The organism is Rubrivivax albus (assembly GCF_004016515.1).
Taxonomy (GTDB): domain Bacteria; phylum Pseudomonadota; class Gammaproteobacteria; order Burkholderiales; family Burkholderiaceae_C; genus Rubrivivax; species Rubrivivax albus.
The window spans coordinates 229,387-242,238 of sequence record NZ_SACT01000003.1 but is presented as its reverse complement, the minus strand read 5'-3'; the positions used below and the strand labels follow the sequence as shown (position 1 = coordinate 242,238).

The window sequence follows — 12,852 nt, the reverse complement described above, 5'->3', positions numbered from 1 at the left end:
TCAGGCGGCCAGCAGGCCGCTGAACAACGGGTCGTGGCGCGAGCGCGGCCGGTAGGCCGACACCTGCTGGCGGATGGCCGCGATGTGTTCCGGCGTCGTGCCGCAGCAGCCGCCGGCGATGTTCAGGAAACCGGCCTTGGCGAACTCGGCCATCAGGCCGGCGGTGACCGGTGGCGTCTCGTCGAAACCGGTCTCGCTCATCGGGTTGGGCAGGCCGGCGTTGGGGTAGCAGCTGATGTAGGTGTCGGCCGCCACCTTGCCCAGTTCCTCGATGTACGGGCGCATCAGCGCCGCGCCGAGCGCGCAGTTCAGGCCCACGGCCAGCGGCCGCGCGTGGCGCACCGAATGCCAGAAGGCCGGCACCGTCTGCCCGCTGAGGATGCGGCCCGAGGCGTCGGTGACGGTGCCGCTGAGGATCACCGGCAGCCGCTCGCCGGTGTCGGCCATCAGCTCGTCGAGCGCGAAGATGGCGGCCTTGGCGTTGAGCGTGTCGAAGATGGTCTCGACCAGGTACAGGTCCACGCCGCCCTCGAGCAGGCCTTCGGCCTGTTCACGGTAGGCGGCACGCAGCTCGTCGAAGCTCACGTTGCGCGCGCCGGGGTCGTTGACGTCGGGGCTGATGCTCGCGGTGCGCGGCGTGGGGCCCAGCGCACCGGCCACGAAGCGCGGCCACTCCGGTGTGGACGCGGCATCGGCCGCCTCGCGCGCAATGCGCGCGGCGGCCACGTTCATCTCGCGCGCCAGCGGGGCCAGCGCGTAGTCTTCCTGCGCAATCGACGTGGCGCCGAAGGTGTTGGTCTCGATGATGTCGGCGCCAGCGGCCAGGTAGGCGTCGTGGATGCTGCGGATCACGTCGGGCCGGGTCAGCACCAGCAGGTCGTTGTTGCCCTTCAGGTCCTTCGGGTGATCGGCCAGGCGCGTGTCGCGGAAGTCGGCCTCGGTCAGCGCGTGGCGCTGGATCATCGTGCCCATCGCCCCGTCGATGATGGCGATGCGGCGGGCAAGCAGCGCGGGCAGGGCCGCACCGCGGGTGTAGGCGGTTTCGGGCATGCCCGATTGTAAGGAGCGGGGCTACCCGGGCTTGCGCCGGTACATGTCGGCGTCGGCGTGGCGGATCAGCGCGTCAGCATCCTCGCCGTCTTCGGGACAGACTGCCAGGCCGATGGCTGCGCCTTCAGGGGTTGCGACATCGGCCGTGCCCGGCGGCAGCGCCTGCAGCGGCTGACGCAGCAACCGGTCCAGGTGCTCGCGCACGGCCTCGGCGTCGGCCCGCCCGCCGATGCCGTCCAGCAGCACCACGAATTCGTCGCCGGCGTAGCGTGCGACGAGGTCAAGCGCGCGCACGGCGCCGCTCAGTCGCTCGGCCATCTCGCGCAGCACGGCGTCGCCCACGTCATGGCCATGGCGGTCGTTGATGGCCTTGAAGTGGTTGAAGTCGATGAAGAGCAGGGCGAAGGGACTGCTGTCGTCGCGACGGCGGTGGCGTTGCAGCCGCTGCTCGATGCGGCGCTGCAGCGCGGTGCGGTTGGCCAGATGGGTCAGCGGGTCGGTCAGCAGCCGCGAGCGCATGGCGGTAAAGCTGCGCACCAGCTGCCCCAGCTCGTCACGGCGGCTGCTGTGCAGCGGCGTGTCCAGCGCTCCCTCGCCCAGGCGCGTGGCGGCGTCGGCCACCTGGCGCAGCTCGCGGGTGATGGTGGCCACGATCCACAGGCCCAGCAACGTCACCACCACCGCGGCACCGATGCCCAGCCACAGGCTGCGCCGAAAGCCGGCCTGCACGCCCTGCACGAAATCGTCGCGCGGCACCGCCACCATCACCTGCCAGTCCAGGCCGGCGTCGTCGCGCAGGCGCGAGTAGCCCACCTGCACCACCTCGCCGTCGGGCAGCGTGAAGTGCGCCGCCTGTGCCTCGCCCTGCGGCGATGCCGCCAGCATGGCCGACACGGCGCCATAGGTGGCGGCGACGAAGGCATCGGGGCTGTCGGCTGCGTTGAGCCGCTGTGCCGCGCCATCGCCACCGGCCTGCATGTGGGCGCCGCGCGAGACGCCGATCATCAGCCCGCCGGGTTCGGTGACCAGCGCGATGCCGTTGGGGCTGAGCGTGAGCCGGCGCAGGAAGTGGTTGACCTGCTGCAGCGACAGGTCGGTGGCCACCACGCCGGCGAAGGCGCCCTGCGCGTCCAGCACGCGGCGTGCCCGCGTGGCCACCAGCGCCTCGGTGCGGAAGTCGATGTAGATCGAGGTCCAGGTGTGCAGCGCGTTCGATTCGCCGGCCTTGAACCAGGGGCGTTCGCGCGGGTCGAAGATGCGCGACTCCTCTTCCAGCGCGCCCAGCGCGCCATGGATGCCGCTGAAGCGGTGGATGCTGCGCGGCCCGCTGCCCGTCAGGCGCAGCCGCAGCTCGGCGGCCTGCTCGTCGTGGCGCCAGAGGCCGAAGAAGCGGCCTTCGCGGTCGCCGTAGTAGGCGTAGTTGTTCGGGTCCCGGTGCACGGAGGTGGCGAGCCAGAAGCGCGTGCGCAAGGCGTCCATCTCGCCGTCGAGCGACATCGGCGCCGCCACGCCGCGCGGGAAAGCCGCCTCCAGCACTGCGGCCGAGCCGGCCACGTGGCGGTCCACCGCCTGCTCGATGCGCTTGACCGTCTCCACCAGCAGCTGTTCCGACCAGGTGTCGACGGCATCCTGGCCGGCGCGCAGCGACAACAGGCCGACGATGACCGCCAACACCAGCACGAGGCCGACGTAGGGCAGGGTCAGCAGCGCCCGCAGCGGTAGCCTGGCCAGTGGGTTCACGGTGATGGAGCGCCCGGTGCTTCGACGGGGTCGCCCGGCTCTTCTTCTGTGTGAAGCGGATGCTAGCCGATGGCCGCCTTGCGCCTGCCAAGGGACGGCGGACCCAGCGATGCACGCCGGGCGAGACGACTCAGGGCACCGGCTGGGTTTCCTGGAACAGCGAGTGGGCGAAGACCGGGCTCGCGTTGGCACCGTCGTCCATGGCCCAGAGCCCGAGTGCCGCGGCCGACATAGGGCGCGCGAACAGGTAGCCCTGCAGTTCGTCGCAGCCCATGGCCACCAGCAGGTCGCGCTGCTCGGTGGTCTCCACGCCCTCGGCCACCACGCGCTTGTCCAGCGCATGCGACAGGCGGATCACGGCGTCGGCGATCTTGCGCGCGTCCTCGCTGGTGGCCAGATCTCGCACCAGGCCCATGTCCATCTTCAGCTCGGACGCTGGCAGGCTCTTCAGGTACGCCAGGCTGGTCTGGCCGGCGCCGAAGTCGTCGATCGCCACGTGCAGGCCGGCCTCGCGCAGGCGCTCGAAGGTGCGCTGCGTGGCCTGGGTGTTCTCCAGCGCCAGCGTTTCGGTGATCTCCACGGTGAAGCGCGCCGGCTGCAACTGGTTGGCGGCCAGCGCCTCCTGCAGGCGGTCCACCAGGTCGTCCTGGCGCATCTGGAAGGGCGACAGGTTGATGGCCACGCGCATGCGCAACCCCTGCTGCCGCCAGACGCCGGCCTGCCGGCAGGCCTCGCCGATGACCCAGTTGCCGATCTCGCCGATCAGCCCGTGGCGTTCGGCCAGCGGGATGAAGACCGCCGGGCTGACGATGCCGCGCTCGGGGTGGTGCCAGCGCAGCAGGGCCTCGGCGGCGGTCACGCGCAGGGTGCGGGCATCGATCTTGGGCTGGTAGAACAGTTCGAGCTGGCGCCGTGCCACGGCCGAGCGCAGGGCCGCCACCAGGGCCGCCTGCGCGCGCTCGTCCACCGCCATCTGCGGGTCGAACACGGCCCAGGCATTGCCGCCGGTCTGCTTGACCGTGCGAACGGCCACCTGGGCCTGGGCCAGCAGGCGCTCGCGTGCGCCGTGCTGCGGCCAGGCCGCGATGCCCACCGACGCCTGCAGCGCCAGCGGGCGCCCGTCACCCGCCAGCAAGGGCTCGCGCACGACATCGAGCACCCGCCCGGCCAGCGCCTGGGCCTGCGCCAGCGGACCCGCCACGGCAAGCACGAACTCGTCGCCACCGAGGCGGCTCAGGGCCAGCCGACCGGGTGCGAGCTTGGCCAGCCGCTTCGCCACCGTGCGCAGCACCTCGTCGGCCACGGCGTGCCCCACGGCGTCGTTGACTGCCGAGAAGCCGTCGAGGTCGATCAGCAGCACGCACAGGCTGCCCGGTCCCGGCGGGGCACGCTCCTCGGCCCGCGCCAGTGCGAGCTCCAACCCCTCGAGCGTCACCAGCCCGGTGCGGGCGTCTACGTGCGTGTCGGTCGGCGCGGCGGGCACCGTGTCGGCGGCCTGCCGGGTCAGGCGTTGCAGACGTTGCCAGAGGTGCCAGGCCACGCCCACGGCCACGGCAGCGACCAGCGTGGCTGCAGCCAGCACGGCCAGGAGGGGCGTGGCCAGCCCGCCGGACTGACCGAGAACAGGATCCATCCGGGGGTCATCGGCCGCCGCGAAGGGCGCTTGAGGGCCTGCCCGACCTCGGCAGGGCCCCGTGTGCAATCCGTCGCACGGCGGCCCGGGATGCGGCCGTTGTCAGGGGCCGCGCAGGCGCTCAGTGCAGCGTCACCGGCTGCTGGGCGCTTGCCGTCCAGCGCCCGATGAACTCGTCGAGCGCCTCCTCCGTGGGGTTGCTGTCCACCAGAGCCTGAACGCCCTGCTGGAAGTGTTCGGCCAGCGCGCCTTCGAGGAAGATCTCGCGTTGCGCACGGCGGTCGACGATCTCGAAGCCGCCGCGGGTCAGCGCCGGTCCGCCGTCGCCCTGTGCGCTGCCCGAGCCGCCGGGGGCCGGCACGTCGAAGCGCACGACGACGAAGCTGTCCGAGTGGTAGAGCATCTGCATGGGTGGATCTCCTTGCCGGGCAGTTGGGGCCCGCCCCGCCGGATTCAAGCCCTCGAGCGGCCCGTGGCGCCGACGCGCACGCACAATACGGACGCCATGAAACTCGCCACCTACCGTGACGGTTCGCGCGACGGCCAGCTCGTCGTCGTCTCGCGCGACCTGACGCAGGCGCACTACGCCACCGGCATCGCCACCCGGATGCAGCAGCTGCTGGACGACTGGAACTTCGTCAGCCCGCAGCTGCAGGACCTGTACGTCACGCTGAATCACGGCAAGGCGCGCCACGCCTTCGCCTTCGACCCGCGCCTGTGCATGGCGCCGCTGCCGCGCGCCTACCAGTGGGCCGACGGCTCGGCCTACCTGTCGCACGCCGAGCGCGTGTGGCACGCGCGTGGTGCCGAGATCCCGCAGAACCTGCGCAGCGACCCGCTGATGTACCAGGGCGGCAGCGACGACTTCCTCGGCCCCTGCGAGGACGCCGTCTTCCCCAGCGCCGAGGCCGGCATCGACTTCGAGGCCGAGATCGCGGTGGTCACGGGCGATCTGCCCATGGGCGTGGCCCCCGACACCGCACTCGAAGGGGTGCGCCTGCTGATGCTGGGCAACGACTGGACGTTGCGCCACCTGGTGCCGGCCGAGCTGGACAAGCTGCTGGGCTTGGTGCAGAGCAAGCCGGCCACCGCCTGGGCGCCGGTGGCGGTGACGCCCGACGAGCTGGGTGCCGCCTGGCAGGGTGGCCGCCTGCACCTGCCGGTGAGCGTGGCCTGGAACGGCAAGCCGGTGGCACGGCTGGATGCGGCCGAGATGCACTTCCACTTCGGCCAGCTGCTGGCCCATCTGGCGCGCACCCGGCACGTGCGCGCCGGCAGCATCGTCGGCGGCGGCACGGTCAGCAATGCCGACGCGGCCGCCGGCTACGCCTGCATCGCCGAGAAGCGGGCGTTGGAGACCATCGAGCACGGCGAGGCGCGCACGCCGTACATGGCGTTTGGCGACACCGTGCGCATCGAGGTCAAGGGCACGGACGGCCTCAGCGTGTTCGGCGCCATCGCCCAGACCGTTGCCGGCGTGGACGCGGCATGAGGGAGCTGCCCCGCAGCCTGAAGATCGCCACCGTCTGGCTCGTGCTGGGCACGGCGCTGTTCCTGGCCGTGCAGGCCTTCCTGGCGGCCGGGCGCCAGACCAGCTGGCTGATCGAAGGCAGCGGCCTGGTGCTCCAGCGCCAGGGCGACGGCCACTTCCACTGGCCGGGCCGCATCAATGGGCGCCAGATCGAGTTCCTGGTCGACACCGGCGCCACGCGCACGGCGCTGCCCGGGCCGCTGGCCGAGCAGCTGGGGCTGGAGCCGGAGCGTGAAGTGCAGTCGGCCACCGCCGGCGGCATCGCCACCGGCTACGAGGCGCGCGTGGACCTGGTGCTCGAGGGCGGCATCGCTGTGCAGCGCCTGCGCGTGACGGTGCTGCCGGACCTGCGCTCGCCGCTGCTGGGCATGGACGTGCTGGGCCGGATGCGCTTCACGCAGCAGGACGGGCGGCTCACCTTCGAGGGGCCGTCGCGCTGACCCCGCGTTGACCGCCTGGGCAGACCGCGCACAATGGGCCGGTCTCTCGACGAACCCCAGGAGCCTTCCGCCATGGCCGACCCCGCCAGCTTCGCCCGCCTGATGCCCGGTTTCGACTTCCTGCAGGGCCTGATCAAGGGCGCCGGCGACAGCTTGCCCGGCATGGGTCAGTGGATCGCCCCGTCGCTGGATCCTGAGGAGATCGACAAGCGCATCCGCGACCTGCGCACCGTGCAGTTCTGGCTGGAGCAGAACGCCAAGATGATCGGTGCCACCATCCAGGCCCTGGAGGTGCAGCGCATGACGCTCAACACGCTGCAGGGCATGAACGTGCCCGTGGATGCGCTGCGCGAGGCGATGACGATGAAGCCGGCGGCGGCCGAGGCGACGGCGCCCGCCGCGGCGCGCAAGCCGGCCGCCGCCAAGGCCGCCGAGGCGCCGGCCGCGCCGGGCGTCGACCCGATGGCCTGGTGGGGGGCGCTGACCAAGCAGTTCGGCGACATCGCGGCCAATGCGATGAAGGACCTGCCGGCCGCTGCCGCAGCGGCCACCGCTGCGGCGTCGCCGACGTCGCCGGCGGCCAAGCCGGCCCCGGCACGCAAGAAGCCGGCGCGGACCCGAGCCCGGCGCTGACCGCCGCGGGAGCACACCCGGCATGTCCCCGTTCTGCAGCGGCCATGCGGCGCACCCGGACTGGCGCATGGCGCTGGCCATGGCCGTGGCCCAGGTGGATGCCCAACTGGACGCTCATCGCGACGCCCAGGGCGAGACCGTGTCGCCCACGCTGGGCTGGTGCTATTTCACCGACGCCTACGCGCCGCAGGCCGAGACCCTGCGCGCGGCACTGCGCAGCCGCTGGCCCGGCACCGACTGGGTGGGCTGCGTGGGCGTGGGCGTCGCGGCAAGCGGCGTCGAGTACTTCGACGAACCGGCGCTGGTGCTGCTGCTGAGCACGCTGCCGCGCCACGGCTACCGGGTCTTCTCCGGCGCCCACCCCTTGAACACCCCTGGCGCCTTCGCGGCGCTGGTGCACGCCGACCCGTCCACGCCCGACGTGGCCGGGCTCATCCACGAGCTCAGCGAACGCACCGACAGCGGCTACCTCTTCGGTGGCCTGGCCGCGTCGCGCAGCCACACGCTGACGCTGGCCAACGGCGTCTGGGAAGGCGGCCTGTCGGGCGTGGCCTTCGGCGCCGACGTGCCGCTGCTGTCCCGCGTGACCCAGGGCAGCCAGCCCGTGGGGCCGGTGCGTACCGTTACCGCCGCCGACCGCCACGTGGTGCTGGAACTCGACGGCCAGCCCGCGCTGCCGCAGCTGCTGGCCGACCTGGGCATCGCTGACCTGGACAACCCGCGCGCCGTGCTGCCGCGGCTGCGGGCCACGTTGGTGGGCCTGTCGGATGCCGGCGAGACGCTGATCGGCCGCGGCGGCCAGTTCGGCACCGACACCCGCGTGCGCCACCTGATCGGCCTGGACCCCGGCCGCCGTGCCTTCGCCGTGGCCGACATGGTCGAACCCGGCATGCGCCTGGCCTTCTGCCAGCGCGACGTGGCCGCTGCGCGGCGCGACCTCGTGCGCATCTGCAGCGAGATCCGCGAGGAGGTGGCCGAGGCCCTGCCGGCGGAGACCGTGCCCGGCACCCCGCCCGCGGATCCAGCGCGGCGCATCCTGGGCGCGCTCTACATCAGCTGCTCCGGCCGCGGTGGCCCGCACTTCGGCGGGCCGTCGGCGGAACTGCAGATCGTGCGCCACGCCCTGGGCGACGTGCCGCTGGCCGGGTTCTTTGCCGCCGGCGAGATCGCCAGGCACCACGTGTACGGCTACACGGGGGTGCTGACGGTGTTCGTCGCGCCGGGTTGATTCCGCACCCGGCGGTTGCAGCGGTCTTGATCCGGGCAGGGAGGTACGGCCCCGGCGAACGGCTACAGTCCCGCCCATGAACGCGCCCGAAACTCTCGTCGGCGCCGACCGCGCAGCGCGTCAGCGCGAGGCGGTGGCGGCCCTGTCGGCCGTGCTACCGGCCCATGCCCTGCTGTGGCAGCCCGAGGACACCACGCCCTACGAGTGCGACGGGCTCACCGCCTACCGCGAACGCCCGCTGGTGGTGGCGCTGCCGGAGACCGAGGCCCAGGTGGCCGCGGTGCTCAAGGCCTGCCACGCCCTGGCACTGCCGGTGGTGGCGCGCGGCGCCGGCACCGGGCTGTCCGGCGGTGCGCTGCCGCACGCGCTGGGCGTCACGCTCAGCCTGGCCAAGTTCAACAAGATCGTGCAGGTCGATCCGCTGGCGCGCACGGCCACCGTGCAGTGCGGTGTGCGCAATCTGGCCATCAGCGAGGCGGCGGCGCCGCACGGTCTGTACTACGCGCCCGATCCCAGCAGCCAGATCGCCTGCACCATCGGCGGCAACGTGGCCGAGAACTCCGGCGGCGTGCACTGCCTGAAGTACGGCCTGACGCTGCACAACGTGCTGCGCGTGCGCGGGTTCACGGTGGAGGGCGAGCCGGTGGAGTTCGGCGGCGGCGCGCTGGACGCGCCGGGACTGGACCTGCTGCCCATCGTCGTCGGCAGCGAGGGCATGCTGGCCGTGACCACCGAGGTCACGGTCAAGCTCGTGCCCAAGCCGAAGCTGGCGCGCTGCATCATGGCCAGCTTCGATGACATCGGCCGCGCAGGTGATGCGGTGGCCGCCATCATCGCCCACGGCATCATCCCTGCCGGGCTGGAGATGATGGACAAGCCGATGACCGCCGCCGTGGAGGACTTCGTCAAGGCCGGCTACGACCTGACGGCCGAGGCCATCCTGCTCTGCGAGAGCGACGGCACGCCGGAGGAGGTGGCCGAGGAGATCCAGCGCATGCTGGACGTGCTGACCGGCTGCGGCGCCACCCGGATGGAGGTCAGCAAGGACGAGGCGCAGCGGCTGCGGTTCTGGAGCGGGCGCAAGAACGCCTTTCCCGCCAGCGGCCGCATCAGCCCCGACTACATGTGCATGGACAGCACCATCCCGCGCAAGCGTCTCGCGGACATCCTGCGCGCCATCGCCGAGATGGAGCAGAAGTACGGCCTGCGCTGCGCCAACGTGTTCCATGCCGGCGACGGCAACCTGCACCCGCTGATCCTGTTCGATGCCAACGACCCCGACCAGCTGCACCGCTGCGAGCAGTTCGGCGCCGACATCCTGGAAACCAGCGTGGCGCTGGGCGGCACCGTCACCGGCGAACACGGCGTGGGCGTGGAGAAGCTCAGCAGCATGTGCGTGCAGTTCAGCGCCGCGGAGCGCGAGGCGATGTTCGCGCTGAAGCGCGCCTTCGATCCCGCCGGCACGCTGAACCCGGGCAAGGTCATTCCCACGCTGCAGCGCTGCGCCGAGTACGGGAAGATGCATGTGAAGAAGGGGTTGCTGCCGTTCCCGGAGCTCGAAAGGTTCTGATGGCTGATCAGGCACTCGAATCGCTCGTCGAGCGCATCAAGTCGGCGCACGCGTCGAAGACCCCGCTGTGCCTGCGCGGTGGCGGCACCAAGGATTTCTACGGCGGTGCCCTGCAGGGCGAGGTGCTCGACCTGACGCCGCTGGCCGGCATCAGCAGCCACGAACCCAGCGAGCTCGTGGTCACCGTGCGCGCGGGCACGCCGCTCGCCGACCTGGAAGCTGCACTCGCGGCCCATGGCCAGTGCCTGCCGTTCGAGCCGCCGCGTTTCGCCGCGGGCGGCACCGTCGGCGGCATGGTCGCCGCCGGCCTGGCCGGCCCGGCGCGCGCCACCGCGGGCGGCGTGCGCGACTACGTGCTCGGCGCCACGATGCTCAACGGCCAGGGCGAACTGCTGAGCTTCGGCGGCCAGGTGATGAAGAACGTGGCCGGCTACGACGTCTCGCGCCTGCTGGCCGGGTCGATGGGGGTGCTGGGCGTGATCTGCGAGGTCTCGCTGAAGGTGCTGCCGCTGCCGCCGGCCACCTTGACGCTGCGCTTCGAGCTCGACCAGACCCAGGCCCTGGGCCAGGTCAACCGCTGGGGCGGCCAGCCGCTGCCGCTGTCGGCCAGCGCCTGGTGGGACGGCATGCTGGTGCTGCGGCTGTCGGGTGCGGCGGCCGCGGTCGATGCGGCGGCCAAGCAGTTGGGCGGCGAGGTCGTCGACCCGGTCATGGCGGCGTCGTTCTGGAATGGTCTGCGCGACCACACCGACGAGTTCTTCGTCGGCGCAAAGAAGGCGGTCGACGGCGGTGCCACGCTGTGGCGGCTGTCGGTGCCGCAGGTCATCGGCCCCATCAAGCTGCCGGGTGAACAACTGCTGGAATGGGGCGGTGGCCAACGCTGGCTGTGCACGCCGCTACCGGCCGCGCAGGTGCGCGAGGCGGCGGCCAACGCCGGCGGCCACGCGGTGCTGTTCCGCGGCAAGGACAGGGCCGCGGGCGTCTTCGCACCGCTGAAGCCGCCGCTGGACCGCATCCACCGCGAGCTCAAGTCGGCCTTCGATCCGGCGGGCATCCTCAACCCCGGGCGGCTCTACCCCGGCCTCTGATGCAGGACTACTACCGCCAGCGCGCGCGGATCTACGAGCGCGTCTACGCCAAGCCGGAGCGCCAGGCCGACCTGCGCGCGATGGAGGCGGCGCTGCCGGCGCTGTTCACCGGCCGGCGCGTGGTCGAGGTGGCGGCAGGCACCGGCTGGTGGACACCGCACGGCGCGCGCGACGCACGGCGCTGGCTGGCCACCGACCTGAACCCGGAGACGCTGGCCATCGCCGGCACCAAGCCGATGCCGGCCTGCGTGGAGCTGCGCGTGGCCGACGCCTGGACGCTGGCCGAGGTGGGCGACGAGCGTTTCGATGCCGCGTTCGCCGGCTTCTGGTGGAGCCATGTGCCGCTGCAGCGGCTGGCCGCCTGGCTAAGCACGCTGCACGCACGGCTGGAACCCGGTGCGCGTGTGGTGATGCTGGACAACCACTTCGTGGCCGGCAGCAGCACGCCGATCTCGCGGCGCGATGCCGACGGCAACACCTGGCAGCAGCGCCCGCTGGACGATGGCAGCACCCACGAGGTGCTGAAGAACTTCCCTACGGCCGACCAGGCGTTCTCGATGCTGGGCCCGCGCGCCCGCGACCCGCGCTGGACCGACCACACGCACTACTGGGTGCTGAGCTACGAACTCGACTGATGCAGACCAACCTTTCCCCCGAGTTCAAGGGCACGCCCGACGGCGACGCGGCCGAGGCCATCCTGCGCAAGTGCGTGCATTGCGGCTTCTGCACCGCCACCTGCCCCACCTATCAGCTGTTGGGCGACGAGCTCGACGGCCCGCGCGGGCGCATCTACCTGATCAAGCAGGTGCTCGAAGGCGCCGAGCCCACGCGCGCCACCCAGCTGCACCTGGACCGCTGCCTGACCTGCCGCAACTGCGAGAGCACCTGCCCCAGCGGCGTGCAGTACGGCCACCTGGTGGACATCGGCCGCCGCGTGGTGGAGGCCAAGGTGGAGCGCCCGCGCGGGGAACGCCTGCTGCGTGGCGCGCTGAAGGCCGGCCTGACCAGCCCGATGTTCGGTCCGGCGATGAAGCTCGGGCAGCTGTTCCGCCCGCTGGTGCCGGCCGCGCTGAAGGGCAAGGTGCCGCCTAAGCCTGGCCCCGACGCCCACCGATGGCCCACGCAGACGCACCCGCGCAAGGTGCTGATGCTGCTGGGCTGCGTGCAGCCGGCCATGATGCCGAACATCAACAGTGCCACCGCGCGCGTGCTGGACGCCACCGGTATCCAGACCCTGGTGGCCGACGGTGCCGGCTGCTGCGGCGCCATCCGCGACCACCTGGGCGACCACGAAGGCGGCCTGGCCGACATGCGCCGCAACATCGACGCCTGGTGGCCGCTGGTCGAGGGCCTCACCAGCGAGGGCCAGGTCGAGGCCATCGTGACGAACGCCAGCGGCTGCGGCGTCACCGTCAAGGACTACGGCCACGCGCTGGCCGGCGACCCGGCCTACGCCCAGAAGGCCGCCCGCATCTCGGCGCTGACGAAGGACCTGTCGGAACTGCTGCCCGACCTGCTGCCGCGGCTGAAGTCGCGCTTGGGCAAGGGCTTCCAGCCGACGACGGAACTGGTCTTCCATCCGCCGTGCACGCTGCAGCACGGCCAGCAGCTGCGCGGCGGCGTCGAGGTCGGCCTGCGCGAACTGGGCTTCGCCGTGCGCCTGGCTGGCAGCGACAGCCACCTGTGCTGCGGCAGCGCCGGCACCTACAGCGTGCTGCAGCCTGAACTGTCCAAGCAGCTGCGCGACCGCAAGCTCGCCGCGCTGGCGGCCGAGCCGGGCGAGACCATCGTCTCGGCCAACATCGGCTGCATCCAGCACCTGGGCGATGCCAGCCGCACGCCGGTGCGGCACTGGGTGGAGGTGGTGGACGAGGCCCTGCGCTGAAGACCGGCGCCGTGGGCCTGCGGGGCATCCCGAGGGCCAGCGCAAACGGGCGCG

The 12,852-nt window shown here is 72.1% G+C and carries 12 protein-coding genes; 8 read left to right on the top strand and 4 right to left on the bottom strand.

Annotated elements, in window-relative coordinates; all coding sequences use genetic code 11:
- The 4 genes from ENE75_RS11780 to ENE75_RS11765 all read right to left on the bottom strand — a co-directional run bounded on the left by ENE75_RS11780 (position 1) and on the right by ENE75_RS11765 (position 4,832).
- A complete protein-coding gene (locus tag ENE75_RS11780; protein WP_128198498.1) occupies positions 1 to 1,050 on the bottom strand; it encodes a homocysteine S-methyltransferase family protein in 1,050 nt (349 codons plus the stop codon).
- 21 nt (positions 1,051 to 1,071) lie between these two features.
- Positions 1,072 to 2,790: a sensor domain-containing diguanylate cyclase gene (locus tag ENE75_RS11775; protein ID WP_199232295.1), complete on the bottom strand. Its 1,719-nt coding sequence runs from the start codon at positions 2,788 to 2,790 to the stop codon at positions 1,072 to 1,074.
- Between the two features lie 130 nt (positions 2,791 to 2,920).
- Positions 2,921 to 4,423 carry a putative bifunctional diguanylate cyclase/phosphodiesterase gene (locus ENE75_RS11770; protein WP_128198496.1) on the bottom strand — a complete coding sequence of 501 codons (1,503 nt, stop codon included), beginning with the start codon at positions 4,421 to 4,423 and terminating at the stop codon, positions 2,921 to 2,923.
- A gap of 121 nt (positions 4,424 to 4,544) precedes the next feature.
- Positions 4,545 to 4,832: a BTH_I0359 family protein gene (locus ENE75_RS11765; RefSeq protein ID WP_128198495.1), complete on the bottom strand. Its 288-nt coding sequence runs from the start codon at positions 4,830 to 4,832 to the stop codon at positions 4,545 to 4,547.
- 96 nt (positions 4,833 to 4,928) lie between these two features.
- On the opposite strand from ENE75_RS11765, the gene ENE75_RS11760 reads away from it, so the two are divergent.
- The 8 genes from ENE75_RS11760 to glcF all read left to right on the top strand — a co-directional run bounded on the left by ENE75_RS11760 (position 4,929) and on the right by glcF (position 12,798).
- Positions 4,929 to 5,915 carry a fumarylacetoacetate hydrolase family protein gene (locus tag ENE75_RS11760; protein WP_128198494.1) on the top strand — a complete coding sequence of 329 codons (987 nt, stop codon included), beginning with the start codon at positions 4,929 to 4,931 and terminating at the stop codon, positions 5,913 to 5,915.
- Positions 5,912 to 6,394, top strand: coding sequence for a retropepsin-like aspartic protease family protein (locus ENE75_RS11755; RefSeq protein ID WP_128198493.1), 483 nt, complete (start codon positions 5,912 to 5,914; stop codon positions 6,392 to 6,394). The genes ENE75_RS11760 and ENE75_RS11755 overlap by 4 nt, the downstream gene beginning before the upstream one ends.
- Positions 6,395 to 6,466: 72 nt before the next feature.
- Positions 6,467 to 7,027 carry a PhaM family polyhydroxyalkanoate granule multifunctional regulatory protein gene (locus ENE75_RS11750; RefSeq protein WP_128198492.1) on the top strand — a complete coding sequence of 187 codons (561 nt, stop codon included), beginning with the start codon at positions 6,467 to 6,469 and terminating at the stop codon, positions 7,025 to 7,027.
- A gap of 22 nt (positions 7,028 to 7,049) precedes the next feature.
- The gene (locus tag ENE75_RS11745; protein ID WP_128198491.1) at positions 7,050 to 8,255 is read left to right on the top strand and encodes an FIST signal transduction protein; all 1,206 of its coding nucleotides are present in this window, start codon (positions 7,050 to 7,052) and stop codon (positions 8,253 to 8,255) included.
- A 76-nt stretch (positions 8,256 to 8,331) separates the two neighbouring features.
- Positions 8,332 to 9,825, top strand: coding sequence for an FAD-linked oxidase C-terminal domain-containing protein (locus tag ENE75_RS11740; protein WP_128198490.1), 1,494 nt, complete (start codon positions 8,332 to 8,334; stop codon positions 9,823 to 9,825).
- Positions 9,822 to 10,913 carry a glycolate oxidase subunit GlcE gene (gene glcE / locus ENE75_RS11735; RefSeq protein WP_375138490.1) on the top strand — a complete coding sequence of 364 codons (1,092 nt, stop codon included), beginning with the start codon at positions 9,822 to 9,824 and terminating at the stop codon, positions 10,911 to 10,913. Before ENE75_RS11740 ends, glcE begins: the two co-directional genes overlap by 4 nt.
- A complete protein-coding gene (locus ENE75_RS11730; protein ID WP_128198488.1) occupies positions 10,913 to 11,548 on the top strand; it encodes a class I SAM-dependent methyltransferase in 636 nt (211 codons plus the stop codon). Before glcE ends, ENE75_RS11730 begins: the two co-directional genes overlap by 1 nt.
- Positions 11,548 to 12,798: a glycolate oxidase subunit GlcF gene (gene glcF, locus ENE75_RS11725; protein WP_128198487.1), complete on the top strand. Its 1,251-nt coding sequence runs from the start codon at positions 11,548 to 11,550 to the stop codon at positions 12,796 to 12,798. The genes ENE75_RS11730 and glcF overlap by 1 nt, the downstream gene beginning before the upstream one ends.
- The last annotated feature ends 54 nt before the right edge of the window (positions 12,799 to 12,852 follow it).